The sequence below is a fragment of the Hydrogenophaga pseudoflava NBRC 102511 genome (genome assembly GCF_001592285.1).
Taxonomy (GTDB): domain Bacteria; phylum Pseudomonadota; class Gammaproteobacteria; order Burkholderiales; family Burkholderiaceae_C; genus Hydrogenophaga; species Hydrogenophaga pseudoflava.
In genome coordinates, this window is sequence record NZ_BCWQ01000020.1 from 38,191 (window position 1) to 64,094 (window position 25,904).

At 65.8% G+C, this 25,904-nt stretch carries 21 protein-coding genes and 2 tRNA genes; 4 read left to right on the forward strand and 19 right to left on the reverse strand.

Translation table 11 applies throughout. The features are described from left to right. Window positions 1–293 precede the first annotated feature (293 nt). Window positions 294–854, forward strand: a complete 561-nt coding sequence (locus HPS01S_RS21995) for a hypothetical protein (RefSeq protein ID WP_066160490.1) — start codon at window positions 294–296, stop codon at window positions 852–854. A 2-nt stretch (window positions 855–856) separates the two neighbouring features. Next, window positions 857–2,194 (forward strand): phospholipase effector Tle1 domain-containing protein, encoded by a 1,338-nt coding sequence (locus tag HPS01S_RS20160; protein ID WP_066160492.1) that lies wholly within the window; start codon window positions 857–859, stop codon window positions 2,192–2,194. A gap of 24 nt (window positions 2,195–2,218) precedes the next feature. Here HPS01S_RS20160 and HPS01S_RS20165 read toward each other — a convergent pair whose 3' ends face one another. Then, entirely contained in the window at window positions 2,219–3,181 is a 963-nt protein-coding gene (locus HPS01S_RS20165; RefSeq protein ID WP_066160495.1) for an AEC family transporter, read from the reverse strand. Window positions 3,182–3,296: 115 nt separating this feature from the next. Here HPS01S_RS20165 and HPS01S_RS20170 point away from each other — a divergent pair, with 115 nt between their 5' ends. Both HPS01S_RS20170 and HPS01S_RS20175 read left to right on the forward strand, forming a co-directional pair. Next, window positions 3,297–5,369, forward strand: coding sequence for an ATP-dependent helicase (locus HPS01S_RS20170; RefSeq protein ID WP_066160498.1), 2,073 nt, complete (start codon window positions 3,297–3,299; stop codon window positions 5,367–5,369). Between the two features lie 17 nt (window positions 5,370–5,386). Continuing rightward, complete coding sequence (locus HPS01S_RS20175; protein ID WP_066160500.1) at window positions 5,387–5,866, forward strand: hypothetical protein; 480 nt, start codon at window positions 5,387–5,389, stop codon at window positions 5,864–5,866. Between the two features lie 11 nt (window positions 5,867–5,877). Here HPS01S_RS20175 and HPS01S_RS20180 read toward each other — a convergent pair whose 3' ends face one another. The 18 genes from HPS01S_RS20180 to HPS01S_RS20265 all read right to left on the reverse strand — a co-directional run bounded on the left by HPS01S_RS20180 (window position 5,878) and on the right by HPS01S_RS20265 (window position 25,870). Further along, window positions 5,878–6,276 carry a hypothetical protein gene (locus tag HPS01S_RS20180; protein WP_066160503.1) on the reverse strand — a complete coding sequence of 133 codons (399 nt, stop codon included), beginning with the start codon at window positions 6,274–6,276 and terminating at the stop codon, window positions 5,878–5,880. Further along, window positions 6,266–6,688, reverse strand: coding sequence for a YkgJ family cysteine cluster protein (locus HPS01S_RS20185; RefSeq protein WP_066160506.1), 423 nt, complete (start codon window positions 6,686–6,688; stop codon window positions 6,266–6,268). Before HPS01S_RS20185 ends, HPS01S_RS20180 begins: the two co-directional genes overlap by 11 nt. A gap of 54 nt (window positions 6,689–6,742) precedes the next feature. Further along, window positions 6,743–6,818, reverse strand: a tRNA-Phe gene (locus tag HPS01S_RS20190). Between the two features lie 40 nt (window positions 6,819–6,858). Continuing rightward, window positions 6,859–7,551, reverse strand: a complete 693-nt coding sequence (locus HPS01S_RS20195) for a response regulator (RefSeq protein WP_066160509.1) — start codon at window positions 7,549–7,551, stop codon at window positions 6,859–6,861. Between the two features lie 30 nt (window positions 7,552–7,581). Further along, a complete protein-coding gene (locus HPS01S_RS20200) occupies window positions 7,582–9,900 on the reverse strand; it encodes a sensor histidine kinase (protein ID WP_084397587.1) in 2,319 nt (772 codons plus the stop codon). Next, the gene (locus tag HPS01S_RS20205) at window positions 9,857–10,486 is read right to left on the reverse strand and encodes a DUF4390 domain-containing protein (RefSeq protein WP_066160512.1); all 630 of its coding nucleotides are present in this window, start codon (window positions 10,484–10,486) and stop codon (window positions 9,857–9,859) included. Before HPS01S_RS20205 ends, HPS01S_RS20200 begins: the two co-directional genes overlap by 44 nt. Window positions 10,487–10,526: 40 nt before the next feature. Further along, on the reverse strand, window positions 10,527–11,864 hold the full coding sequence (gene rsmB / locus HPS01S_RS20210; RefSeq protein ID WP_066160515.1) for a 16S rRNA (cytosine(967)-C(5))-methyltransferase RsmB: 1,338 nt from the start codon (window positions 11,862–11,864) through the stop codon (window positions 10,527–10,529). A gap of 4 nt (window positions 11,865–11,868) precedes the next feature. Further along, on the reverse strand, window positions 11,869–12,852 hold the full coding sequence (locus tag HPS01S_RS20215; protein ID WP_066160518.1) for a M48 family metalloprotease: 984 nt from the start codon (window positions 12,850–12,852) through the stop codon (window positions 11,869–11,871). Window positions 12,853–12,871: 19 nt separating this feature from the next. After that, entirely contained in the window at window positions 12,872–13,465 is a 594-nt protein-coding gene (locus HPS01S_RS20220) for a LemA family protein (protein WP_066160521.1), read from the reverse strand. Window positions 13,466–13,626: 161 nt separating this feature from the next. Continuing rightward, a complete protein-coding gene (gene rpoC, locus HPS01S_RS20225; protein ID WP_066160524.1) occupies window positions 13,627–17,841 on the reverse strand; it encodes a DNA-directed RNA polymerase subunit beta' in 4,215 nt (1,404 codons plus the stop codon). 26 nt (window positions 17,842–17,867) lie between these two features. Continuing rightward, a complete protein-coding gene (gene rpoB / locus HPS01S_RS20230) occupies window positions 17,868–21,992 on the reverse strand; it encodes a DNA-directed RNA polymerase subunit beta (protein ID WP_066160527.1) in 4,125 nt (1,374 codons plus the stop codon). Window positions 21,993–22,254: 262 nt separating this feature from the next. Next, window positions 22,255–22,632: a 50S ribosomal protein L7/L12 gene (gene rplL, locus HPS01S_RS20235; RefSeq protein ID WP_066160529.1), complete on the reverse strand. Its 378-nt coding sequence runs from the start codon at window positions 22,630–22,632 to the stop codon at window positions 22,255–22,257. A gap of 42 nt (window positions 22,633–22,674) precedes the next feature. Next, window positions 22,675–23,199 (reverse strand): 50S ribosomal protein L10, encoded by a 525-nt coding sequence (rplJ, locus tag HPS01S_RS20240; protein WP_066160532.1) that lies wholly within the window; start codon window positions 23,197–23,199, stop codon window positions 22,675–22,677. Between the two features lie 248 nt (window positions 23,200–23,447). Further along, window positions 23,448–24,143 carry a 50S ribosomal protein L1 gene (gene rplA, locus HPS01S_RS20245; protein ID WP_066160536.1) on the reverse strand — a complete coding sequence of 232 codons (696 nt, stop codon included), beginning with the start codon at window positions 24,141–24,143 and terminating at the stop codon, window positions 23,448–23,450. Between the two features lies 1 nt (window position 24,144). Then, window positions 24,145–24,576 carry a 50S ribosomal protein L11 gene (rplK, locus tag HPS01S_RS20250; RefSeq protein WP_066160539.1) on the reverse strand — a complete coding sequence of 144 codons (432 nt, stop codon included), beginning with the start codon at window positions 24,574–24,576 and terminating at the stop codon, window positions 24,145–24,147. 113 nt (window positions 24,577–24,689) lie between these two features. Further along, entirely contained in the window at window positions 24,690–25,259 is a 570-nt protein-coding gene (gene nusG / locus HPS01S_RS20255; protein ID WP_066160542.1) for a transcription termination/antitermination protein NusG, read from the reverse strand. Next, on the reverse strand, window positions 25,259–25,642 hold the full coding sequence (gene secE, locus HPS01S_RS20260; RefSeq protein ID WP_066160545.1) for a preprotein translocase subunit SecE: 384 nt from the start codon (window positions 25,640–25,642) through the stop codon (window positions 25,259–25,261). Before secE ends, nusG begins: the two co-directional genes overlap by 1 nt. A gap of 152 nt (window positions 25,643–25,794) precedes the next feature. Further along, window positions 25,795–25,870 (reverse strand) — tRNA-Trp (locus tag HPS01S_RS20265). Window positions 25,871–25,904 lie beyond the last annotated feature (34 nt).

The following is a 25,904-nucleotide window of genomic DNA, read 5'->3' on the forward strand; positions in this document are numbered from 1 at the left end:
AAACGGGACTCAGTGCGCAGCAGCCAGGGCCGCCAGCGCCTCGATCCAGTCGCTGTGAACGGTGAGAGACGATGAGGACGGCTTCATGACAGGCTCCGGTCTGGTTGATGAGCCCAGACTTTAGAAGTTCACTATCAAAAAGTCGAACTAATTGCTTTCATCAATTTCATAGCCATTGCCAATGCGGCGGCGCAACACGCCCCACTGGCAAACCCTGCAAGGGGGATGGAGGCTGGGCGCCGGGTCGTGCTTCAATGCGCGCCTGAGTGAATTCAACCTGGGGAGGAAAGAACATGAAGACGATTCAGACCGTGTTTGGTCGCCTGTGGCGGCGTTGGCTGGCGCTGAGCCTACTGGTGGTGCTGGCGGGCTGTGCGACGGGGCCGAAGATGGTGTCAACGGTGGTGCCGCATGCGTTCAGCTTTGACGGACAGAAAGATGGATGGGCCGAGTCGGTCGATCTGCTGGCTTACGCCTATGGCGACCAATACCACATGGTTCGCGAAGACCTGGCAAAACCCAGCTCATCCTTGTACGCGGGCAAGCCGGGGCTGCCACCAACCACAGGTGTCAACGGTCCCATGCCGGTCGGTGAATTTCTTCGCGTCAAATGGCGCCTCAAGGCCACAGGCGAGGTTTTCGAAGAGCAGCTCGATTTGCGGGACCGGCTGCCCAAGGACATGACCGACCACGAACTCACTTTTGTGATCGATGGGCGTCGACTCTATGTGTATGTGATGACGCCCGTGGCACAAAAGCCTTGGGGCAAGACCGCCACCCATCGCACCTGGCACTCCAAATACAACGTGACTTACGAGATCTTCCCGACCATCGAAAAAGCGGGAGGGAAATAGCCATGGGCACGTCACTTGTGCGCCCCCTGACCGATGAAGAGATGGCAGGCTTGCCAGCCGCCCGCGCAGCCATGGAAGAAGCGGGCAAAGGCGGAACCACCAGCCGCTTCAACTTCTTCGCGACCTTTGACGGTACGAACAACAACAAAGACAAACTGAAACTGTCTGGGGACCCTCACCCTACCAACGTTGGGAATCTGTTCAAACAGGCAGAAAGCGCAGCGTCGGACACGCTTCAAACAAGGTACTACCCCGGCGTCGGCACCGGCGGCGACCAGGGCAACATCGTCAACGCCGGCCCGAACCCCACGCCCGCCGTCGATGCCGCCGCCGAAAAGGCTTACCGTGACTTCGTGAAGTCGTCCAACGAGTACCTCTCCACCCACCCCGGCGCCACCCCAGCCGACCTCGGCGCCTCCGTCACCGGCTTCAGCCGAGGCTGCGCCGCCGCCGTGCGCTTCGCCCAGTTGGTCAACGACCGGGGCCTGGTCGCGCCCGACGGCACCGTGGTGGCCCCGCCCGGCAGCGTTCCCATCACCGGTATGGCGCTGATGGACCCGGTGGCCACCGGCGTCCAGGGCGAAACGGGCATCCCGGCCAACGTCAAGGGCCAGGTGCTGGTGGTGCAGGCCGAGCACGAAAGCCGCAGCTGGTTCCGGCCCGTGGACTACAGCGACGACCCACGTGTGACCACGGTGAAACACCCGGGCAACCACGTCGGCGTGGGCGGCGGCTACGACCGCGACGGCACGGCGGCCAACGTGCACGAGGGCGTGACGGCCTATTTCCAGCGCCGCGGCGTGCCGCTGGCCGACGTGCCGGCCGAGCAGCGCCACAACCCGAACGAGCCGGCCATGATCCGCACGGAGAACTACCAGACCGCGCGCAACGGCGACGTGCTGACCGATGAGGACGGCAGGAAGCAGCTGCGCTGGATGGTCGACGACGAAACCAAACCCCGCATCACGGTCAAACCCCGCATGTCCGAGCAGACCAAGGCGCAGCTGCGCCAGTCCTACACCGAGCTGGCGCCCGGACTGAAGGCGCGGGGACTGGACGGCGAACAGTGTCTGCAGGTCAGCGCGGCCTGTGTGGCCAAGGCGGCCGAGCACCCGGACTGGGGCGACCCGAAGCGCTATCTGCTCAGCAAGAACGGGGAACAGGTGGCGGTGCAGCACCAGAACGGGCGTTTCAACGAGGTCCGTGTGGACGAGGCGCTCCAGAGCAGCACCACCGCGCACCTGGACCGGGTACAGGATCTGCAGCAGGCGCAGGCCACACCGGCCGCGCAACCCGAGCGCGCCGCGCCCGTGCAGACCGAGCCGGCGCTGGCGCGCTGAGCCTCTGGCCGCTGAGCCCCCGGCTCAGGTCAGCAGCGACACCGCGCCCGAGAAGGTGATGAAGGCGGCGACGGTGGTCACCAGGATGATGCGGGCGATGCGCCCGTTGTCCGCGCCCAGTCGCTCGGCCAGCAGCGAGACGTTGCTGGCGCTCGGCAGCGCGGCCACCAGCACGATGACCGTGAGCGCGAAGCCGTCCAGCGGCACGCCGAGCTGCCGCACCGCCAGACCCACCGCCAGCACCAGCAACGGGTGCAGCACCAGCTTCATGACCGCCACCGGCAGGTAGTCGCTCAGCGGCATCGGGTGGCTGGACTGGATCTGCGAACGCGCCAGCACCGCGCCGATGGTGAACAGCGCCACGGGCGACGCCGCGTCGGCCAGCAGCCAGGCGGTCTTCTCGACCGGGCCGGGCAGGCTGAACTGCGCGTACGACGCCAGGGCACCGAGCAGGATGGCCCAGGGCATGGGGTTGGCGGCCACCCCCTTGAGCGCCTTCTTGCCCGCGTCGATCATGGCATCGCGCCCATGACCCTCGCCTTCGTCCAGGCGCGAGAGCGCCACGCACAGCGAGCTGGTGACGACCATGTCCACCAGCATGGTCAGGATGGCCGGCCCCGCCGCCGCGGGCCCCAGCAGCGCCACCAGCAGCGGCACGCCCATGAAACCCGAGTTGGGAAACGCCGCCACCAGCGCGCCCAGCGAGGCGTCGTTCCAGCGGATGCGGCGGTCCATGGTCCAGACGATGGCGAACGCCACCATCACCAGGGCACAGAGCAGGTAGACGCCCGCCACGGTGACATTGAGCAGCTGCGCGATCGGCGTGGTCGAGCCGAAGCGGTAGAGCATGCAGGGCAGCGCAAAGTACAGCACGAAGCCGTTGAGCCCCGGGATCGCCTCCAGCGGCAGCATGCGCCGGTGGGCGGCGACAAAGCCCGCGGCCACGAGCGCGAAGAAGGGGAAGGTGACGATCAGGATGTTGAGCACAGGGGGCGATTGTCTCAGGGCGCACGCTTTGGCCGGTGCATCGGGTGTCGCGCCGGCGCGGCCTGCACCCCGCCGGTATCATTCGCCGCTTCGTCTTGCGCTGCCTCCCGCCCTCATGTCCTCCCCCGGCCCCGGCCTCAACCTTGCCCAGCTCGACGCTGTGAACCACCTGGGCGGCCCCAGCCTGGTGCTGGCGGGCGCCGGGTCGGGCAAGACACGGGTGATCACGCACAAGATCGGCCGGCTGATCCAGGCCGGGCTGGCGGCGGACCGCATCGCGGCCATCACCTTCACCAACAAGGCCGCCGCCGAGATGCGCGAACGCACTGGCCACCTGGTGGGGCGCGACGCGCGCAAGGTGCTGATCTGCACCTTCCACGCACTGGGCGTGCGGCTGCTGCGCGAAGACGGCCAGGTGCTGGGCCTCAAGCCACAGTTCTCCATCCTCGACACCGACGACATCACCAGCCTCCTCAAGGACTGTGGCGGCACCACCGACGCCAACACCGCGCGCGCCTGGCAGTGGACCATCAGCAGCTGGAAGGGTGAAGGCATGACCGCGGCCGATGCCCTCAAGCGCGCAAAGGACGAGAACGAGCGCGTGACCGCGACCATCATGGCGCGCTACGAAGAGCGCCTGACCGCTTACCAGAGCGTGGACTTCGACGACCTGATCCGCCTGCCGCTCAAGCTGCTGGGCGAGCACGCCGAGGTGCGCGAGAAGTGGCAGAAGAAGCTGGGCCATGTGCTGGTCGACGAATACCAGGACACCAACGCCACGCAGTACGAGCTGCTCAAGCTGCTGGTGGGCGAACGCGCGCGCTTCACCGCCGTGGGCGACGACGACCAGTCCATCTACGGCTGGCGCGGCGCCACGCTGGACAACCTCAAGAAGCTGCCCATCGATTTCCCGCAGCTGCGCGTGATCAAGCTGGAGCAGAACTACCGTTCCACCAGCGCCATCCTGCGCGCGGCCAACCACGTGATCGGCCCCAACCCCAAGCTGTTCCCCAAGACGCTGTGGAGCGACCTGGGCGAAGGCGAGCCGGTGCGGGTGGTGGACGCCGACAACGAGGAGCACGAGGCCGAACGCGCGGTGGCGCGCATCCAGAGCCTGCGCGCGAACTCGCAGTACAAGGAGTGGCGCGACTTCGCCATCCTCTACCGCGCCAACCACATGGCGCGCTCGTTCGAACAGGCGCTGCGCCGCGCGCAGATCCCCTACAAGGTCTCGGGCGGGCAGAGCTTTTTCGACAAGGCCGAGATCCGCGACCTCTGTGCCTGGCTGCGCCTGATCACCAACAACAACGACGACCCGGCCTTCCTGCGCGCGGCCACCACACCCAAGCGCGGCATTGGCCACACCACGCTGGGGCAGCTGGGCACCTTTGCCACGCAGTACAAGCTCAGCCTGTTCGAGGCGCTGTTCTCGCATTCGCTACCCAGCGCGGTGAACAGCCGCGCCATCACCGCGCTGCACGAGTTCGGCCGGCAGGTGAACGACCTGGAATACCGCGCCCGCCACACCGTCGGCCACGAGGCTGCGCTCGCCTTCCTGCTGCAGTGGCTCAAAGACATCGGCTACGAGCAGTACCTCTACGACAGCGAAGAGAACGAGAAAATCGCGGCAGCGCGCTGGACCAACGTGATGGACTTCATCGACTGGGTGGCCGGGCGCTGCGGCGGCAAGATGGAAGACGATGGCGCGGGCGTGCAGGTGGAGAGCGAGCGCAAGAGCCTGCTGGAAGTGGTGCAGACCATCGCGCTGATTTCCACGCTCTCCGACCGCGAGCAGGACCAGAACGTGGTCACGCTTTCCACCCTGCACGCGTCCAAGGGTCTGGAGTGGCCGCACGTGATGCTGGTGGGCGTGAACGAAGGTCTGCTGCCCTTCAAGACCGATGACGCCGACAGCGACCTCAGCGCTGAACTGCTGGCGCTGCGGGTGCAGGAAGAGCGACGCCTGATGTACGTCGGCATCACGCGCGCCCAGCGCACGCTGGCGGTGAGCTGGCTCAAGCGCCGCAAGAAAGGCCGCGAGAGCGTGCCCGGCACGCCCAGCCGCTTCATCAAGGAAATGGCGCTGGACCAGGCCACGGTGAAGGAAGACCCGCGCGAGAAGCTGCGCGCGCTGCGGGCCGAGTTCGCGCAGCGCGCCGCGGCCGCCCCCAAGCCGGAGGCGATGTGAGACGGCCCGCACCTTCCGTGCTTGCCCTGGTGCTGACCAGTCTGGCGCTGCTGGGCCTAGCGTCCACAGCCCGCGCCCAGTCTCCGCTGGCGCCGCTGGCATCCCCCTGTCCCACCGCGACCGAGCTCAAGGCGCAGGACCTGCACGGCCTCTGGCGCCTGGTCCTCTGGCCCGAAGGCGGCAGCGAATCGGCGCCCGCCTCCACCGGCGCCATGCTGTTCGGACCCCATCCCGAATACCCCGGCAGCGTGCGCGGACGGCTGCGCCGCTCCGGCCCGGGGGCCGACCTCGAAGCCGAGGTGGCGGGGGACGTGGGCGACGACGGCGAGTTCAATCTCGACGAATCGGCCGACGGCCGGGCCATGGACGCGGTGTGGAACGGCCAGCCCTCCGATTGCGGCCGGACCATCCGGGGCCAGCGCCGCCCCGCCGAAGGCCGGTCCGACGCCGGCCCGGCGCTGCAGTTCCTGTTGCAGCGGGCGCCCGCGGGACACTGAGCCGCCGCCCCTCAGGGCTGCGTGTCGTCCAGCAGCCCCGCGCCCAGTTCGCGAATGCGCTGGTCCTCGTAGTAGCCGCCGTATTCGGTGTAGCGCAGGAAGGGACGCGCGCAGGCCCTGCAGACCCACACATCGCACCGGTTGTAGGGAAAGAAGGCTGGGGCGATGGGCGCATCGGGCGACCAGGCGTGCGTGCCGCGCGGATGGTGTTCCAGCAGCGTGGGCTCGTCGATATGCCCGTCGCGCAGCGTGCCGACGCACCGCAGAGCGGACAGGTCGAAGGTGGCCGGCACCGAGTCCCAGCCGGCGCCCACCAGCGGCGCACAGGCCGAGCAGCGCCCCGGCTGTCGTGCCGCTGCCAGCGCACGCAGGTCGTCGGCCAGCAGGCGCGGCAAATGCTCAGCGGTCATGACCCGTGCCTCCCGTCTGGCGCTTCGCTCCGTAAGGGCAGTGGTTTGGCCGCGGCCCCACCTGCGGGTGCTTGCGGCAGGTGTCGGGCCGCTGCTCGTAGACGGTGCAGCGGCGCGTCTTCGCGTCCAGGAAGTGGCAGTCACCGCTGGCCCGCCGCGCGATGGTGAAGACCTCGTGCTTGAAGTTGAAGTGGTCGATCAGACCGGCTTTCTCCAGCCGCCGGGCGATCTGCTTGGGTGCCTCGTGCTCGACCTCGAAGACGTCCACGATGCCCAGCCGCACAAGATCGGGCAGCCGCACTTCCAGCGGCATGGTGCAGCAGTTGGCCTGGCAGCTGTCGCACATGCCGGCGCGGTAACGCGTCCAGGTCTCGGTGCGGTCGACGTCGACGATGTGGATCGAGGATCTCATGGAGGAGACAGCCACAAAGCAAAACGCCCAGCGGGTGCTGGGCGTTCTGGAATTTGGTGGCCTGGGGCGGAATCGAACCACCGACACGCGGATTTTCAATCCGCTGCTCTACCAACTGAGCTACCGGGCCAAGAGCTCTCGATTATAGCAGTACTTTTGCGCGAGGCCGATCAAAGTGCATTGCGCTTGCTGCGCGCCAGATCCACCCCCAGCTGCTTGAGCTTGCGGTAGAGGTGGGTGCGCTCCAGGCCGGTCTTCTCCGCCACGCGGGTCATCGAACCGGACTCCTTGGCCAGGTGGTATTCGAAATAGGCCTTCTCGAACTCGTCCCGCGCCTCGCGCAGCGGGCCGTCGAGGTTGAAGGACTGATGAGACTGCGGCCCGATGTCCAGCACCATCTCTGGCAGGGTGCCACCGGTCATGGCCGCCTCGACCGTGAGGTCGGCGGGTGCAATCTGCAACCCGGGCTTTTGCACCACCGGGGCCACCGGCTTGTGCATGGGCTTGTTCAGACCAATGTCCACCGCCTTGAGCAGCTTCTGAAGCGTGATGGGTTTTTCAAGAAAGGCGGTGGCGCCGATGCGCGTGGCCTCGACCGCCGTGTCGATGGTGGCGTGGCCACTCATCATGATCACCGGCATAGTCAGCATGCCGGAGCTGGCCCATTCCTTGAGCAGTGTCACGCCGTCGGTATCGGGCATCCAGATGTCCAGCAGCACGAGATCGGGTCTGAGCTGGGTGCGCACACTGCGCGCCTGGGCGGCGTTCTCCGCCAGTTCGACGGTGTGCCCTTCGTCGTTGAGGATCTCGGAGAGCAGGTCGCGGATGCCCAGCTCGTCGTCTACTACCAGAATAGTTGCCATGGTCCCGAAAGTGTCCCTCGTTCGATGTTGTCAATTCGCAACTGCGAATGATAACGACACTTGCGCCCCCGTCACTTTGTTCTCCGTCATGCGGTTGCCAATGTCGACCCGGCCGCCGTGCTCCTCCATGATTTTCTTGACCACCGCCAACCCCAGTCCGGTGCCCTTGGACTTGGTGGTCACATAGGGCTCGAAGGCGCGCTTGAGGATGTGTTCGGCAAACCCGGGCCCCTGATCGATCACCGCCAGCCGGACCCAGGGCCCGCTGTCCGACCGGCGCGTGCGCAGCAGCACAAAGGCGTCGGTCTGACCGGCCATGGCGTCCTGCGCGTTCTGGACCAGGTTGTGCACGATCTGGCGCACCTGCTGCGGGTCGGCCATCACGGGCGGCAGTTGTTCGGCCAGCTCGGTCCGCACCGGGATCGCCGCGTGGTCGTAGAGCACCAGAATGTCCTTGATCAGGGCATTGAGGTCGGTGGGCGCCAGGTGCGCCGCCGGCAGGCGGGCGTAGTCGCGGAACTCGTTGACCAGGCGCTTCATGGCGTCGACCTGGTCGACGATGGTGCGCACCGACTTGTTGAGGATGGCCTGTTCGGAGGGCTGCACCTTGCCTTCGAGCTTCATCGCCAGCCGCTCGGCCGAGAGCTGGATCGGCGTCAGCGGGTTCTTGATTTCGTGCGCCAGACGCCGTGCCACGTCGCCCCAGGCCTGTGCGCGCTGGGCCGACACCATCTCGGAGACGTCATCGAACACCAGCAGCCGCTCGTTGTTGGGCAGCCGCGCGCCGCGGGCGATCAGGGTGATGCTGCCTTCGACCGGCAGGCGGTCGTGCTCCCCGAGCTCGAACGACTGCTGCCAGTGACCACCGCCATGCGGCGTGTCGTCCGACAGGAAGCGCTCGAACTGCTGCATCACCCCCTGTCCGAAGGCTTCCAGCCCCGGCAGCTCGGTCAGCGGCTGGCCCAGGTGCAGGGCCAGCGGTGTGCGCAGGATGCGCGAGGCGCCGGGGTTGACGCTGCGCAGCCGCCCCTGCTCGTCCAGCACCGCCACGCCTGCGGTGAGGTTGTCCAGGATCGTCTGCAGGTTGTCGCGCGCCGCGTCCACCTGCTGCATGCTGCGCTGCACCGTCTCTCGTGCATCGGCCAGTTCCTGGGTCATGCGGGCAAAGGTGCGCGTGAGCCCGGCCAGTTCGTCGCGCGAGGCCATGGCCGCCTTGGGCGAGAGGTCGCCTTGCGCCACCTCGCGCATGCCCTCGGCCAGCACCAGCAGCGGCCGCACCATCTGGTTGCCCAGCACCACGGCCAGCAGCACGGCGCCGAACACGGACAGGAACAGCGCCAGGGTCAGGGTGCCGATGTACATCCGCCGCAGGCCTTCGCGACCCAGGGCACGCTCCTGGTATTCGCGGTTGGCCACCTGGACCGCCAGCGCGTCGGTGACCAGCGCCTCGGACAGCGGCACCACCACCTGCAGGTAGCGCGGTTCATCGTCCAGATCGAAGCCCGGCGCGCTGACCAGTGCCAGCACCTTGATGCGGGCCTGGCCGAGCGCCAGCCCCTCGATGTCGCTGTCTCCGGCGTCCCGTTCCTCCAGTCCTTCGACCTGCGCCACCACCCGCTTGGCGCGCACGGTGCGCAGCACCGCCAGCGGCGGCCGGTTGGGTGTGAAGTCGAAGCGGGATGCGCCCGCCGTGGCCAGCGCCTGCCCGGACGCGCTCCAGAGCACCATGTCGCTGGCCCCCAGCCGCGTGCGCAGGCGTTCCATGGCCAGCAGCGCCGACGAGCGGGGCTGGCGCGCCAGCTCCTCCGCCACCATGCGGGTTTTTTCCCCCAGGTCCGCACTCATGGTGTCCAGGGTGGTGCGCCCGAGGTTCAGGCCGGCGGCCAGGGCCGACTCGACGCGCACGTCGAACCAGCTTTCGATGGAACGCGACACGAACTGGTAGGACACGGTGTAGATGAGCACCCCCGGCAGCACGCCCACCAGCCCGATGATGGCGGCCAGCTTGAGCAGCAGCCGGCTGCCGAAGCGCCCGAGCCGGAACCGCATGTAGAGACGCACGGCCAGCCACACGATGATCAGCGCCAGCAGCACCGCCACCGCCACGTTCACCATCGCCAGCCAGCCGAAGTTCTGTTCGTAGAAGGCGCGGTTGCGGGTGGCCAGCGTGAGCAGGAACATCAGCACCAGGCCCAGACCCGCCATGAACACCAGCGCCACCAGCAGCGCCCAGCGCCGCCGCCGGGAGGCCTTGGGGTCGAGCTTGGGGTCGTCCCGTTTCACCTGGTTCACCTCCACCGCGGGGTCAGCGGGTGTCTCCCGTGGCAGTTGCGGGCGCGCCCTCGCCATCGTTGCGGGTCGGCAGGTCGAAGCTGCGCTGCACCTCGATCAGCCACTCGGGCTGGTTGGCCATGCCAATCTGGAAGGGTCGCGGCAGCAGCGACAGGTCCAGCCGGAAGCGCCACTGGGCGCGGTAGTCCACCCCCTCCTCCAGGCGTCCGGGCTCCACGATGGTCCAGCCCGCCACCCGGCTGACGGAGGCCAGCGCCTCGTCCAGATCGTCGAAGTTCTGGTGCAGTGCGTACTGCAGCCCCGCGGCGTTCGGGGCGCCGTCGGTGGAAACACTGACGCGCCAGCGTCGGGTCAGCGGCTGGTAGGCCAGACGCACCGTGCGAGAGGCCGAACCCATGCGCTTGTCGGTCCAGTACCAGCGCTCCCGGACCACGTCGGCCTGCCAGACAAAATAGAGCGGCACACCCTTGAGCAGGGCGTCTTCCACCGGGGGAGAGGCTTCCAGGGCCAGCCGCACCGACAGCTTGGCGCCATCGGCGCTGCGCTGGACCGTGCTCTGCAGCACCTCCGGTTCGCGGGCCATGGCCGGCGCCGCCAGCATCAGGCACCACAGCAGCACGCCGGCCAGCAGACAGGTCCACACCCGTCGCCACGGCCGGACTGTCGGTCCGGGCGTCACGGGATCAAGGCCTCGCCTTGTCCATGCGGGCGTAGAAAAATCCGTCGTATCCACCCGGATCATTGTCGTTGAACTCCCCGTTGACGATGACAGTTCCGGGTCGCAAATGCCCTGGGGAAGGGAGCGCAAGGGCGTCGGTGTGGCGCTCAAGGAACGCATCGACCTGTTCCTGCCCCTCGGCACGAAAGACCGAACAGGTGCAATAGACCAGGCGCCCGCCTGGCTTGAGCAGCGGCCAGAGGGTGTCCAGCAGCCGGCGCTGGATCGCCACCAGCTGCCCGACATCGCCCGGGCGGCGCAGCCAGCGCACGTCCGGGTGGCGGCGCACGATGCCCGACGCGGTGCATGGCGCATCCAGCAGGATGGCATCGAAGGGGCGGCCGTCCCACCAGCCCGAGGGCTCCCCAGCGTCGGCGGCCCGCACCTCGGCCTGCAGGCCCAGCCGTTGCAGGTTCTGGTGGATGCGCTCGCAGCGGCGCGGATCGACGTCCAGCGCCAGCAGGTCCAGGTCGGCGCGCTCCAGCAGATGGGCCGTCTTGCCACCCGGCGCCGCGCAGGCATCCAGCACCCGGTCACCCCGGCGCCAGTCGCGGCCCTCCAGCAGCAGGCCGGCCGCCAGCTGGGCCGCACCGTCCTGCACGGAACACAGCCCCTGGTCAAACCCGGGCAACCGTTCCACGGGTTGCGGCGAGGCCAGCAACAGCCCGTCCTCGCCGAGCGGCACCGCGCCGATGCCCTGTTCGGCCAGCTGCGCCGCGTACGCCTCGCGCGTCACGCGGCGGCGGTTCACGCGCAGCACCATGGGGCCGGGCTGGTTGCTCTCCGCCAGGATGGCCTCCCAGTGGGCGGGATGGTCGCGCCGCACGCGCTTGACCCACCAGGCCGGGTGGTTCCAGAGGGCAGACGGGTCCTGCCGGGCCTGCGCCAGCAGTGCCGACGATTCGCGCAGGTAGCGCCGCAGGCAGGCGTTGAGAAAGCCGGACTGCATGCGCGTGTCGCGCCCGCGCTTGGCGGCGTCGACCGCCTGGTCGACCAGGGTGTGGGGCGGGTAGGAGGCGCCCTGCCCGTCGCCGATCAGCAGGGCCAGCGCGGTGTGCAGCAGCGCCAGCGCCGCGGGGGCCGGCGGGCGCCGGGCCAGCAGCCGCGCCACGGCGCGGGCCGTGCCCAGGTGACGGAGCACCTGAAAGGTCAGGGACTGCACGCCGGGGCGCAGGCCCGACGGCACCTGGGGCAGGACCTCGGTCAGCGAGCGCCCCTGTTCGACCGCGAACACGCAGCGCGCCACTTCGTGCAACTGGTCGCTCAGGCGGGGCACCTGGCGCGGAGAAAGAGCGTCGTTCAAAGGATCAGGCCTGGTTCAAGGGCAAAGGCGCCATGCGCCGTCCGTAAATGCGGCGCACACGTTCTTCGAGAGAGGGATGGGAGTCGAACCAGTGTGCCATGCGCCCCTCTTCGGTACCGACCAGCAGCATGTGCTGCACCATGGAGCCGATGCGACGCGACTGCACACCCTCGTTCTGCTGGCTCATCACCTTGCGCAGCACGCCGCCGATACCGTCGCGGCTGCGCGTCCACTGCACCGAGCGGGCATCGGCCAGGAACTCGCGCTGGCGCGAGACCGCGGCCTGCAACGCGTGGCCCGTCATCCAGCCCAGCCAGCCAGCGCCCATCAACGCCAGCCCGAGCAGGGTCGCAAGGGTGCGGTGTTCGCGGATGTCGGGTTCGGCCAGGTCCTGGCCCATACGAAACAGCATCTCCAGCCCGAACACCATGCCCACCAGCCGCATGTTAAGGCGGGTGTCGCCCTCGCGAATGTGGCTGAATTCGTGCGCCACCAGCCCCTGCAGTTCCTCGCGGCTCAGGTGTTCCAGCGCGCCGCTGGTCACCGCCACCACCGCGTCGTCCTCGTCCCAGCCGGCGGCGAAGGCGTTGATGCCCTCGTCTCGCGCCAGCACCATCGCCACCGGTCGTTTCATGCCCGACGAGATCGCCATCTCGTCGACGATGTTGGCAAAGCGCTGCTCGGCGAAGTCGCTGGACTGCGCCAGCCGGGCGCCCATCTGTTCTGCCAGCACCCGGCCGCCACGCGACAGGCGGGACGTCTCCAGCCACCAGCCCCCCAGCACGAACAGCAGGGTCACGGCGGTGTTGACCTCGAAGAAATAGTGTGGATACCCCGCGCCGGGCACCCAGAAGCTCCAGGTGAGCCCCCAGGCGAGGGCCAGCGCGGCATTGACCAGCACGACCAGCAGCAGCACCGCTACACCAAAGGCCAGCAGCAGCCGCAGCGTGCGGACGCGCGCTTCTCGCTGCGATTCGAAGATCAGCACGGGCCGGGGACAGCGCCGTTCAGAAAGACACCTTGACCGGCTGGCGCTCGGCCTCGCTGGTGGTCGAGGCCAGCATGGACTGGGTCTGGAAGTTGAACAGGCGCGCGATGATCAGGGTCGGGAACTGCGCCGCCGCGTCGTTGAATTCCAGCACGTGGTCGTTGTAGGCCTGGCGCGCGAAGCCGATGCGGTTCTCGGTGCTGGCCAGTTCCTCGCTGAGCTCGCGCATGGTCTGGTCGGCCTTGAGTTCCGGGTACGCCTCGGCCACCGCCATCAGGCGCCCGAGCGCACCGCCGAGCACCTGCTCGGCCCCGGCCAGCGCGCCGATGGCGCCAGCGTTCAGCGGACTGGCCGCGGCCGACTGCTCGGCGCTGCGGGCCTGGTTGCGCGCCGCAATCACAGCCTCCAGCGTCTGCGCTTCGTGGGCCAGGTACTTGCGTGCGACTTCGACCAGGTTGGGAATCAGGTCGTAGCGGCGCTTGAGCTGCACGTCGATCTGACCAAAGGCGTTGGCGATCGCGTTCTTCAGACGGGTCAGGCGGTTGAAGGCTCCGACGGCCCAGAACACCACCAGCAGAGCGGCAGCCAGCAGGCTCCATGACACAGGCGACATCTCGAACGCTCCTTCGTGAGGCGCCGGGACCGCCCCGGCGGGCGTGCGCAATATAGCCCAAGCCCCTGACCACCCCGGTGTGGAGCGCCCATGAAAAACGCCCCCGGCCTGACGACCGGGGGCGTTGAAGGATCGGACGGCGGTTCCGTCCTGGTGCCGGCTTATTCCGACGCTTCGCCGGAACCGGCGGCTTCGGCCTGGTCCGCGGCCAGCGACAGCGCGTCGGCCTCGGCGATGGCGCGACGCTCCTCGTCGTCCATCTTTTCCTTGACCTTGCGGGCTTCGTGATACGCCATGCCGGTGCCCGCGGGGATCAGGCGGCCGACGATGACGTTTTCCTTCAGGCCGCGCAGCTCGTCCTTCTTGCCCATGATCGCGGCTTCGGTCAGCACGCGGGTCGTCTCCTGGAAGGAAGCGGCCGAGATGAACGAGTCGGTCGACAGCGAGGCCTTGGTGATGCCCAGCAGCACGTTGGAGTAGGTCGCGGGGATCTTGCCTTCGGCGCGCAGGGCGTCGTTGGTGTTGAGGATCTCCGAACGCTCGACCTGCTCGCCGGCGATGTAGGACGAATCGCCCGGGTTCTCGACCACGACGCGGCGCAGCATCTGGCGAACGATCACCTCGATGTGCTTGTCGTTGATCTTCACACCCTGCAGACGGTAGACGTCCTGCACCTCGTCGACGATGTAGCGCGACAGCTCTTCAATGCCCAGCAGGCGCAGGATGTCCTGCGGATCGGCCGGACCGTCCACCACGCTCTCGCCCTTGTTGACCACCTGGCCTTCGTGCACCAGGATGTTCTTTTCCTTGGGGATGAGCTCGTCCCAGACCTTGCCTTCCGGATCGGTGATCTGCAGGCGGACCTTGCCCTTGGTTTCCTTGCCGAACGACACCGTGCCGGTCATCTCGGCCAGCATGCCCTTGTCCTTCGGGCTGCGGGCTTCGAAGAGCTCGGCCACCCGTGGCAGACCGCCGGTGATGTCGCGCGTCTTCTGGCCTTCGACCGGGATGCGCGCCAGCACGTGGCCGGGGCCGACGTCCTGACCGTCGCGCACTTCCAGCAGCGCGCCGATCTGGAAGCCCACCGTCACCGAGTGATCGGTGCCGGGGATCTTCACTTCCTGGCCCTGGGCATCCAGCAGCTTGACCAGCGGGCGCACCACCTTGGCGGAGCCGCGGTGCTTCGGATCGATCACCACCAGCGAGGACAGACCGGTCACGTCGTTGACCTGCTTGGCCACCGTCAGACCTTCTTCCACGTTCTCGAACTTCACCGTACCGGCGAATTCCGTGATGATGGGTCGGGTCAGCGGGTCCCAGTTGGCGAGGATGGCGCCTGCCTTGATCTGCTGGTCGGCCTTGACCGACAGCGTGGCACCGTAAGGCACCTTGTGACGCTCGCGCTCACGACCGTGTTCGTCGTGGATGATGATTTCGCCGGAACGCGCAATCACCACCAGTTCACCCTTGGTGTTGGTCACGTAGCGCATCGTGGCGTTGAAGCCGATCACGCCCGAGGACTTGGCTTCCACGCTGGAGGCCACGGCCGCACGCGACGCGGCACCACCGATGTGGAAGGTGCGCATGGTCAGCTGCGTGCCGGGCTCACCGATGGACTGGGCAGCGATCACGCCGACCGCTTCGCCGATGTTCACCAGACCGCCACGACCCAGGTCGCGGCCATAGCACTTGGCGCAGATGCCGAAGCGGGTCTCGCAGGTCAGGGCCGTGCGGACCTTCACTTCGTCCACGCCAGCGGCCTCAAGGTCGTCGAGCATGTCTTCGTCCAGCAGCACGCCGGCGCCCAGCAACACCTTGCGGGTTTCGGGGTGGATCACTTCCTCGGCCGTGGTGCGGCCCAGGATGCGGTCGCGCAGCGACTCGATCACTTCACCGCCCTCGACGATGGCGCGCATCAGCGTGCCATTGGTCGTGCCGCAGTCTTCCTGGTTCACCACCAGGTCTTGCGTCACGTCCACCAGACGGCGTGTCAGGTAACCGGAGTTCGCCGTCTTCAGCGCCGTGTCGGCCAGACCCTTCCGGGCGCCGTGGGTGGAGATGAAGTACTGCAGCACGTTCAGACCTTCACGGAAGTTCGCCGTGATGGGGGTCTCGATGATGGAGCCGTCCGGCTTGGCCATCAGGCCGCGCATGCCGGCCAGCTGGCGGATCTGGGCCGCGGAACCGCGGGCGCCCGAGTCGGCCATCATGTAGATCGAGTTGAACGATTCCTGGTCGACTTCCTTGCCCGACGCGTCGATGGTCTTCTGCTTGGCCAGCTGGGCCATCATGACCTTGGAGATCTCGTCACCGGCCTTGCCCCAGATGTCCACTACCTTGTTGTAGCGCTCGCCGGCGGTCACCAGACCGGAGGCGTACTGCTGGGCGATTTCCTTCACCTCGGCTTCGGCGCGCTCGATCACGCCGGCCTTCTCCTTGGGCACCAGCATGTCGTCCACACAGATCGAGATGCCGGCGCGGGTGGCCAGACGGAAACCGTTCTGTAGCAGCTTGTCGGCGAAGACCACGGTCTCCTTCAGACCGCACTTGCGGAAGGAAGCGTTGATCAGCTTGGAGATTTCCTTCTTCTTCAGCGCCTTGTTCAGCACCTCGAAGGCCAGGCCCTTGGGCAGGATTTCCGACAGCAGGGCACGGCCCACGGTCGTGTCCACCAGCTTGGTGGAGGGCACGAACTCGCCGGTTTCCTTGTTCTTGGTCCACTCGGTCAGACGCACGCTGATCTTGGCGGTGATCTCGACCACGCCGTTGTCCAGCGCACGCTGCAGCTCGGCCAGGTCGGCGAAGACCATGCCTTCGCCCTTGCCGTTGATGCGCTCGCGGGTCGCGTAGTACAGACCCAGCACCACGTCCTGCGAGGGCACGATGGAAGGTTCGCCGTTGGCCGGGAACAGCACGTTGTTGGAGGCCAGCATCAGGGTGCGGGCCTCCAGCTGGGCTTCCACCGACAGCGGCACGTGCACGGCCATCTGGTCACCGTCGAAGTCGGCGTTGAACGCCGCGCAGACGAGCGGGTGCAGCTGGATGGCCTTGCCTTCGATCAGGATCGGCTCGAAGGCCTGGATGCCCAGGCGGTGCAGCGTGGGCGCACGGTTCAGCAGAACCGGGTGCTCCTTGATGACCTCTTCCAGGATGTCCCACACCACCGGCGTGCCGGATTCGACTTCCTTCTTCGCCGCCTTGATGGTGGTGGCGATGCCCATGGCTTCCAGGCGCGAGAAGATGAAGGGCTTGAACAGCTCCAGGGCCATCAGCTTGGGCAGACCGCACTGGTGCAGCTTCAGGGTCGGGCCCACGGTGATGACGGAACGGCCCGAGTAGTCGACGCGCTTGCCCAGCAAGTTCTGGCGGAAGCGGCCGCTCTTGCCCTTGATCATGTCGGCCAGCGACTTCAGGGCGCGCTTGTTGGCGCCCGTCATGGCCTTGCCACGGCGGCCGTTGTCCAGCAGCGAGTCCACGGCTTCCTGCAGCATCCGCTTTTCGTTGCGGGCGATGATTTCAGGGGCCTTGAGTTCCAGCAGGCGGCGCAGACGGCTGTTGCGGTTGATGACGCGGCGGTACAGGTCGTTCAGGTCGGAGGTCGCGAAGCGGCCGCCGTCCAGCGGCACCAGCGGACGCAGGTCCGGCGGCAGCACGGGCAGCACGTCCAGCACCATCCACTCGGGCTTGATGCCGGATTTCTTGAAGGCTTCCAGCACCTTCAGGCGCTTGGCGTTCTTCTTGATCTTCAGCTCGGAGCCGGTCAGGTCGTTGCGCAGCTTCTCGATCTCGATGTCGAGGTCGATGGCCTGCAGCAGTTCCTTGATGCCCTCGGCGCCCATCTTGGCGATGAACTCGTCGCCGTATTCCTTGCGCTTGGCGTCGTAGTCGTCCTCCGACATGATCGCGAACTTCTTCAGCGGGGTCATGCCCGGGTCGACGATCACATAGGCTTCGAAGTACAGCACGCGCTCAATGTCGCGCAGCGTCATGTCCAGGATCAGGCCCAGACGCGAAGGCAGCGACTTCAGGAACCAGATGTGGGCGCAGGGTGCGGCCAGGTCGATGTGACCCATGCGCTCGCGGCGCACCTTGGTCTGCGTGACTTCAACGCCGCACTTCTCGCAGATCACGCCGCGGTGCTTGAGGCGCTTGTACTTGCCGCACAGGCACTCGTAGTCCTTGATGGGGCCGAAGATCTTGGCGCAGAACAGGCCGTCGCGCTCGGGCTTGAACGTGCGGTAGTTGATGGTCTCGGGCTTCTTGACTTCACCGAAGGACCAGGAGCGGATTTTTTCCGGCGAGGCCAGGCCGATGCGGATCGCATCGAAATGTTCGTCGGGCGTGAACTGCTTGAACAGGTCGAGCAAGGATTTCATGAATTGCTTTCCTTTTCTTCAGTGAATCAGGAGCGGTCCAGCTCGATGTCGATACCGAGCGAACGGATTTCCTTGACCAGCACGTTGAACGACTCGGGCATGCCCGCGTCGATCGAGTGCTCGCCTTTGACGATGGACTCGTACACCTTGGTGCGGCCCTGCACGTCGTCGGACTTGACGGTGAGCATTTCCTGCAGGATGTAGGAAGCGCCATAGGCCTCCAGCGCCCACACTTCCATCTCACCGAAACGCTGGCCACCGAACTGGGCCTTGCCGCCCAGCGGCTGCTGGGTGACCAGGGAGTACGGGCCGGTGGAACGGGCGTGCATCTTGTCGTCGACCAGGTGGTGCAGCTTGAGGTAGTGCATGTAGCCCACGGTGGTCTTGCGCTCGAAGGCTTCGCCGGTGCGACCGTCGTAGAGCTGCGCCTGGGTGCGGGTCTCGGTCAGGCCCTTGGCCTTGGCGACGTCGTCCGGATAGGCCAGCTTGAGCATGTCCATGATCTCCTGTTCGGACGCGCCGTCGAACACGGGCGAAGCGAACGGGACCCCGTTGGTCAACTCCTGCGCCATCACGCGCAGCTCGTCGTCGGACAGCTCAGACAGGTCTTCCTTCCGGCCGGTGGCGTTGTAGATCTGCTCCAGAAACCCGCGCACTTCGGTCATCGCGGCTTCGCGCTGCAGCATGTCGCCGATGCGCTGGCCCAGGCCCTTGCCGGCCCATCCCAGGTGGACTTCGAGCACCTGACCGATGTTCATGCGCGAAGGCACGCCCAGCGGGTTCAGCACGATGTCGACCGGGGTACCGTCGGCCAGATGGGGCATGTCTTCCACCGGGGTGATCTTGGAAACCACACCCTTGTTGCCGTGGCGGCCGGCCATCTTGTCGCCAGGCTGCAGGCGGCGCTTGACGGCCAGATAGACCTTGACCATCTTGAGCACGCCAGCCGGCAGCTCGTCACCCTGGGTGAGCTTCTTGCGCTTCTCTTCGAAGGCCAGGTCGAAGCTGTGGCGGGTCTGCTCCATGGAGTTCTTGATCGACTCCAGCTGGGCGGCCACGTCGTCTTCCGCCGGGCGGATGTCGAACCAGTGGTACTTCTCAACCTCGTCCAGGTAGGCCTTGTCGATCTTGGTGCCCTTGGCCAGCTTCTTCGGACCGCCGTTGGCGACCTTGCCGGTCAGCAGCTTCTCGATACGGTCGAAGGCGTCGGCCTCGACGATGCGCAGCTGGTCGTTCAGGTCCAGGCGGAAGCGCTTGAGCTCGTCGTCGATGATCTGCTGGGCGCGCTTGTCGCGCTGGATGCCTTCGCGGGTGAAGACCTGCACATCGATCACGGTGCCCTGCGAGCCCTGGTCCACGCGCAGCGAGGTGTCCTTCACGTCGGAGGCCTTCTCGCCGAAGATCGCGCGCAGCAGCTTCTCTTCCGGCGTCAGCGTGGTCTCGCCCTTGGGCGTGACCTTGCCCACCAGCACGTCGCCAGGCTGCACTTCGGCGCCCACGTAGATGATGCCGGAGTCGTCCAGGCGGTTGAGCTGCTGCTCGGCCAGGTTCGGGATGTCGCGGGTGATTTCTTCGGCGCCCAGCTTGGTGTCGCGCGCCATCACCACCAGTTCCTCGATGTGGATGCTGGTGTAGCGGTCGTCGGCCACCACGCGCTCGCTGATCAGGATCGAGTCCTCAAAGTTGTAGCCGTTCCAGGGCATGAAGGCGATCAGCATGTTCTGGCCGATCGAGATCTCGCCCAGGTCCGTCGACGCACCGTCGGCGATCACATCGCCCTTGGCCAGCTTGTCGCCGCGCTTGACGATGGGGCGCTGGTGGATGTTGGTGTTCTGGTTGGAACGCTGGTACTTGATCAGGTTGTAGATGTCCACACCCACTTCGCCAGCCACGGCCTCGGCGTCGTTGACCCGGATCACGATGCGGGTGGCGTCCACGTAGTCCACCACGCCGCCGCGGCGGGCGGTCACCACGGTGCCGGAGTCGATCGCGGCCACGCGCTCGATGCCGGTGCCGACCAGCGGCTTTTCCGGACGCAGTGTGGGCACGGCCTGACGCGACATGTTGGCGCCCATCAGTGCGCGGTTGGCGTCGTCGTGCTCCAGGAAGGGCACCAGCGAAGCGGCCACCGACACGATCTGCGCCGGCGACACGTCCATGTACTGGATGGTGTCGGCCGGGGTCAGGATGGATTCACCCTTCTCACGGGCAGAGATCAGGTCACCGGTCAGGCGACCTTCGGCGTCCAGCGTCGCGTTCGCTTGGGCGATGACGTACTTGCCTTCCTCGATGGCCGACAGGTAGTCGATCTGGTTCGTCACCTTGCCGTCCACCACGCGGCGGTACGGGGTCTCGATGAAGCCGTACTCGTTCAGGCGGGCGTACAGGGCCAGCGAGTTGATCAGGCCGATGTTCGGACCTTCCGGCGTTTCGATCGGGCAGACGCGGCCGTAGTGGGTCACGTGCACGTCGCGCACCTCGAAGCCGGCGCGTTCGCGGGTCAGACCGCCCGGGCCCAGGGCCGACACGCGGCGCTTGTGGGTGATCTCGGCCAGCGGGTTGGTCTGGTCCATGAACTGCGACAGCTGGGACGCGCCGAAGAACTCCTTCAGGGCCGCGGAAATCGGCTTGGAGTTGATCAGGTCGTGCGGCATCAGCGGCTCTTGCTCGGCCTGACCCAGACGCTCCTTCACGGCCTTCTCGATACGCGCCAGACCGGTGCGGTACTGGTTCTCGGCCAGTTCGCCGACGCAGCGCACGCGGCGGTTGCCCAGGTGGTCGATGTCGTCGACTTCACCGCGGCCATTGCGCAGGTCCACCAGGATCTTGACCACGGCAAGGATGTCGTCGTTGGACAGCACCATCGGCCCGGTGGCTTCGTCGCGGCCCACGCGGGCGTTGAACTTCATGCGGCCCACGCGCGAGAGGTCGTAGGTGTCCGGGTTGTAGAACAGGCGGTGGAACAGGGCCTGCACGGCGTCTTCGGTCGGCGGCTCGCCGGGGCGCATCATGCGGTAGATGGCCACGCGGGCAGCGAACTCGTCGACGGTTTCGTCGGTGCGCAGGGTCTGGCTGATGTAGGCGCCCTGGTCCAGTTCGTTGGTGTAGATGCAGGGCAGTTCCTGCACGCCGGCCGAGCGCAGCTTCTTCAGCAGGGCTTCGGTCAGCTCGTCGTTGGCCTTGGCGATGATCTCGCCGGTGTCCGGATCGACGATGTTCTTGGCCACCACGCGGCCGATCAGGAAATCTTCCGGCACGCTGATGTGCGTGGTGCCCGACTGCTCCAGCTCACGGGTGTGGCGCGCGGTGATGCGCTTGTCCTTGGCCACCACCACCTTGCCCGACTTGTCGGTGATGTCGAAACGGGCCACCTCGCCGCGCAGGCGCTCGGAAACGAAGGCCATCTGGGCGCCGCTGTCCATCAGGCGGAAGTGGTCGTTGACGAAGAAGTTCGCCAGGATGGTTTCCGGCGTCAGGCCGATGGCCTTGAGCAGGATGGTGACCGGCATCTTGCGGCGGCGGTCGACACGGAAGAACAGGATGTCCTTGGGGTCGAACTCGAAGTCCAGCCAGGAGCCGCGGTAGGGAATGATGCGGGCCGAGAACAGCAGCTTGCCCGAGCTGTGCGTCTTGCCCTTGTCGTGCTCAAAGAACACACCCGGCGAGCGGTGCAACTGCGACACGATGACACGCTCGGTGCCGTTGATGATGAAGGAGCCCTTGTCGGTCATCAGGGGCACTTCACCCATGTAGACCTCTTGCTCTTTCACTTCCTTGACCACCTTGGACTGGGCGGTCGAGGACTCGCGGTCGTAGATGATCAGCTGCACGCGCGCGCGCACGGCGGAAGCGAAGGTCAGACCGCGGGTCTGGCACTCGCGCACGTCGAACGCTGGCTTGGCCAGGTTGTATTCGACGAACTTCATCTCGACAAAACCGTTGTGCGAGACGATGGGGAAGGCGGCTTCGAAGGCGGCCTGCAGGCCTTCAGCGGTGCGCTTCTTGGGCGCGGTGTCGGCCTGCAGGAACGCGGTGTAGGCGTCCTTCTGCATCTGCAGCAGGTAGGGAATCGCGAGCACATTCTCGCGGCTGCCAAAGCTCTTGCGGATGCGCTTGCGTTCGGTGTAGGAATATTTCGATGCGGATGCCATGAGATCTCCGGGCTTGAGGTCTGCGGCGACTGATCAGCCAAACCGTCGCTCTCAAGGCGGCGGGTGACGGGCTTGGCGGCAGGCCACTACCTGCCGTTGGCGGACGACCTGCGCGTTGCACGCAGGCCCGGACCAAGTGGTCTTCTGCAGTCGGGGTCAGAAGACACGGATAAGAAGACTCTGCGAATCTGCTTATCGGTGTTCTGAAAGCACCAAAGGCTGGAGGCCCTTTCGAGCACTCCAGCCCCTGACCAGAACCGAATTACTTGAGTTCGGCCTTGGCGCCGGCTTCCACCAGCTTCTTGACGGCGGCTTCGGCGTCGGCCTTGGCAACGCCTTCCTTGACGTTCTTCGGAGCGCCGTCGACCAGATCCTTGGCTTCCTTCAGACCCAGACCGGTGATTTCGCGCACGGCCTTGATGACGGACACCTTGTTGGCGCCGGCTTCGGTCAGCACGACGTTGAATTCGGTCTTCTCTTCAGCAGCTGCGGCAGCGGCACCGCCACCACCAGCGGCCGGAGCAGCCATGGCTGCGGCGGACACGCCGAACTTCTCTTCAATGGCCTTGACCAGGTCATTGAGTTCCATGACGGTCATGCTGTCCAGCGCCGTCAGAAATGCGTCTTTATCGAATGCCATTTTGATTTCCTAACAATTGGTTAAACGAACTCACTGCGCCGATCAGGCTGCAGCAGCTTCTTCTGCCGGAGCGGCAGCGCCTTCGCCTTTTTTGGCCGCCAGGGCACCCAGCACCACGGCGGTGCGGGAGATCGGCGACTTCAGCAAGCCACACAGCTGGGCCAGCAGCACTTCCTTCGAAGGAATGCTGGCGAGCTGCTTCACGCCGTTCTGATCCAGGACTTTGCCGCCGTAAACGCCACCGCGGATGACCAGCTTGTCGTTGGTCTTCGCGAACTCGGCCACCACCTTGGCGGCGGCCACAGCGTCTTCGGAGAAGCCGTAGATCAGCGGACCGGTCATCTGGTCGCCGGCCACTTCGAACGGGCTTCCGGCCACAGCGCGGCGCGCCAGCGTGTTCTTCAGAACACTCAGGCTGACACCGCTGCTGCGTGCCTTCACGCGCAGTTGGTCCATGGCAGCAACCGTGATGCCGCGGTATTCCGCCATCACGAGCGTTTGAGCTTTTGCGGCGAGGCTGGTCACTTCGGAAATGACCGCTTCTTTCTCACTGCGATTCAGACTCAAGGTCTACTCCTTCAATGTGCTTGGGGCTTGCGCCCGTCCACACGCTTCATTGCAGCGACCAACTGTTGAGGGAAACGGGTTCCATCTGCAGCGGGATCGCCATCTGCGCTGGCTTTCTCCGATTAAGTCTCCGGATCCGGGGAGCCATTGACACCAGCGGTCTTGGATGGCCCCACCTGCTGACCTTGCGGCCGGCGGGCGGGCCCACCACACCCGGTACGCCGAAGCGCCCCGGGAATCTCTTGCGATTACGCCGAGATGGACTGGGTGTCCACGCGGACGCCCACACCCATGGTCGACGACACCGCCACCTTACGCAGGTACACACCCTTGCTGGTGGCCGGCTTGGCCTTGTTCAGCGCGTCGATCAGGGCTGCCAGGTTGCCTTGCAGCTTGTCGGCGTCGAACGAGCGGCGGCCGATCGTGCCGTGCACGATGCCGGCCTTGTCCACGCGGAATTGCACCTGACCGGCCTTGGCGTTGCGCACAGCCTGGGCCACGTCGGGCGTCACAGTGCCAACCTTGGGGTTGGGCATCAGGCCACGGGGACCCAGCACTTGACCCAGGGTACCGACCACGCGCATCGCGTCGGGAGAGGCGATCACGACGTCGAAGTCCATCTTGCCGGACTTGACCTCTGCAGCCAGGTCGTCCATGCCGACGATGTCGGCGCCAGCGGCCTTGGCTTCTTCGGCTTTGGCCCCCTGGGCGAACACGGCCACGCGCTTGGTCTTGCCGGTGCCGTTGGGCATCACGACGGCACCGCGCACCACCTGGTCCGACTTCTTGGCGTCCACGCCGAGCTGGATGGCCACGTCGATGGATTCGTCGAACTTGGCGTTGGCGCACTCCTTGACAATCGCCAGAGCGTCGGTCAGGGCATACAGCTTGTTGCTGTCGACTTTGCCTTCAAAGGCTTTTTGCTTCTTGGTCAGCTTGGCCATGTCACACGCCCTCCACGATCACGCCCATCGAACGGGCAGAACCAGCGATGGTCTTGACGGCTGCGTCGATGTCGGCAGCGGTCATGTCCTTCATCTTGGTCTTGGCGATTTCTTCCAGCTGAGCGCGGGTGATCTTGCCGACCTTCTGCTTGTTGGGCACCGGAGAACCCTTGTCCAGCTTGATCGCCTTCTTGATCAGCGTCGTGGCCGGAGGGGTCTTGATGATGAAGGTGAAGCTCTTGTCCGCGAAGGCGGTGATCACCACCGGCAGCGGCAGACCGGGTTCGACGCCCTGGGTCTGGGCGTTGAATGCCTTGCAGAACTCCATGATGTTCAGACCGCGCTGACCCAGCGCCGGACCGATCGGGGGGGAGGGGTTGGCCTTACCAGCTGGCACTTGCAGCTTGATGAAGCCGACGATTTTTTTCGCCATGTTTTAGCTCCTGCGAGTGCAGACGGCTGTCATGAAGACAACCTCCTCGCGGTTGAAACCCGGAAAGGACGGAAGCCGCGGGCGCCGGGTGAAACCGCCTGCGGCCAAAAACATCAGGTCTTCTCGACCTGACTGAACTCGAGCTCGACCGGCGTGGCGCGACCGAAGATGGTCACCGAGACACGCAGCTTGTTCTTTTCGTAGTTGACCTCTTCGACGGTGCCATTGAAGTCGGTGAACGGGCCTTCCTTGACGCGCACGTACTCGCCCACCACGAACTCCACCTTGTGGCGCGGCTTGTCGGTACCTTCCTGCATCTGGCTGACGATCTTCTGCACATCCTCTTCAGAGATCGGCGCCGGCCGGTTCTTGGCACCACCGACGAAACCGGTCACCTTGTTGGTGTGTTTCACCAAGTGCCAGGTATCGTCATCCATCACCATTTCCACCAGCACGTAGCCAGGGAAGAACTTGCGCTCGGTGGTGCGTTTCTGGCCGTTCTTGACCTCAACCACCTCTTCGGTCGGCACCAGGATGCGACCGAACTTGTCCTGCATACCAGCCCGGTTGATGCGCTCGACGATGTTGCGCTCGGCAGCTTTTTCCATGCCGGAATAGGCATGCACCACATACCAGCGCATGCCTTCCGTCGGCGTCCCCAGCAGACTGTTGTTTTCGCTCATTATTTTCTCCACCCCAGAATCAGATCGTAGAACAGCCACTCCAGGGTCTTGTCGGTCAGCCAGAGGAAAAGCGCCATCACCACGACGAAGGCGAACACATAGGCCGTCATCTGGATCGCTTCTTTGCGGGCCGGCCAAACCACCTTCTTGGTTTCTCGCCAGGAATCGCGCCCGAACGCTACCAGCTGCTTGCCAGACTCGGACACACCGAACACCGCCACCGCAGCCAGAACACCCACGATCAGGGCACCCCATTGCGCAATAGCACCTTGCGCGGACAAAAGGTAGAACGCGACAAATGCACCCAGAAGCAAGGCGACGGCAACCGCCAGCTTGGCCTTGTCGGCACCTGTGTTGACGGTTTGTACTTCGGAAGTGGCCATGAGATACCAGAAGATGCTTGACTTGTGGGCGAGACCAGAACCCGAAAGCCCCAGACACGCAAGCCCACCAGAAGTCTCGAAGACTTCGGCGGGCCTGATAACACTCAACAGACAGGACCCAAGATCCTGAACGACTTACTCGTCCTGTTGGGTGGCAGGGGCAGAGGGAATCGAACCCCCAACCTTCGGTTTTGGAGACCGACGCTCTGCCAATTGAGCTATACCCCTACTTGGCTGAAATCCTGACAAGCAGGAAGATTAC

What these genes read in the sequence shown, in the direction of transcription:
- HPS01S_RS20195 (WP_066160509.1), bottom strand. Translation starts at nt 7,551, where the DNA reads ATGGCAACTATTCTGGTAGTAGACGACGAGCTGGGCATCCGCGACCTG.
- rplA (WP_066160536.1), bottom strand. Translation starts at nt 24,143, where the DNA reads ATGGCCAAGCTGACCAAGAAGCAAAAAGCCTTTGAAGGCAAAGTCGAC.
- nusG (WP_066160542.1), bottom strand. Translation starts at nt 25,259, where the DNA reads ATGAGCGAAAACAACAGTCTGCTGGGGACGCCGACGGAAGGCATGCGC.
- HPS01S_RS21995 (WP_066160490.1), top strand. Translation starts at nt 294, where the DNA reads ATGAAGACGATTCAGACCGTGTTTGGTCGCCTGTGGCGGCGTTGGCTG.
- rpoC (WP_066160524.1), bottom strand. Translation starts at nt 17,841, where the DNA reads ATGAAATCCTTGCTCGACCTGTTCAAGCAGTTCACGCCCGACGAACAT.
- HPS01S_RS20180 (WP_066160503.1), bottom strand. Translation starts at nt 6,276, where the DNA reads ATGACCGCTGAGCATTTGCCGCGCCTGCTGGCCGACGACCTGCGTGCG.
- rpoB (WP_066160527.1), bottom strand. Translation starts at nt 21,992, where the DNA reads ATGGCATCCGCATCGAAATATTCCTACACCGAACGCAAGCGCATCCGC.
- HPS01S_RS20200 (WP_084397587.1), bottom strand. Translation starts at nt 9,900, where the DNA reads ATGGCGAGGGCGCGCCCGCAACTGCCACGGGAGACACCCGCTGACCCC.
- rplK (WP_066160539.1), bottom strand. Translation starts at nt 24,576, where the DNA reads ATGGCGAAAAAAATCGTCGGCTTCATCAAGCTGCAAGTGCCAGCTGGT.
- HPS01S_RS20170 (WP_066160498.1), top strand. Translation starts at nt 3,297, where the DNA reads ATGTCCTCCCCCGGCCCCGGCCTCAACCTTGCCCAGCTCGACGCTGTG.
- HPS01S_RS20185 (WP_066160506.1), bottom strand. Translation starts at nt 6,688, where the DNA reads ATGAGATCCTCGATCCACATCGTCGACGTCGACCGCACCGAGACCTGG.
- secE (WP_066160545.1), bottom strand. Translation starts at nt 25,642, where the DNA reads ATGGCCACTTCCGAAGTACAAACCGTCAACACAGGTGCCGACAAGGCC.
- HPS01S_RS20220 (WP_066160521.1), bottom strand. Translation starts at nt 13,465, where the DNA reads ATGTCGCCTGTGTCATGGAGCCTGCTGGCTGCCGCTCTGCTGGTGGTG.
- HPS01S_RS20160 (WP_066160492.1), top strand. Translation starts at nt 857, where the DNA reads ATGGGCACGTCACTTGTGCGCCCCCTGACCGATGAAGAGATGGCAGGC.
- rplL (WP_066160529.1), bottom strand. Translation starts at nt 22,632, where the DNA reads ATGGCATTCGATAAAGACGCATTTCTGACGGCGCTGGACAGCATGACC.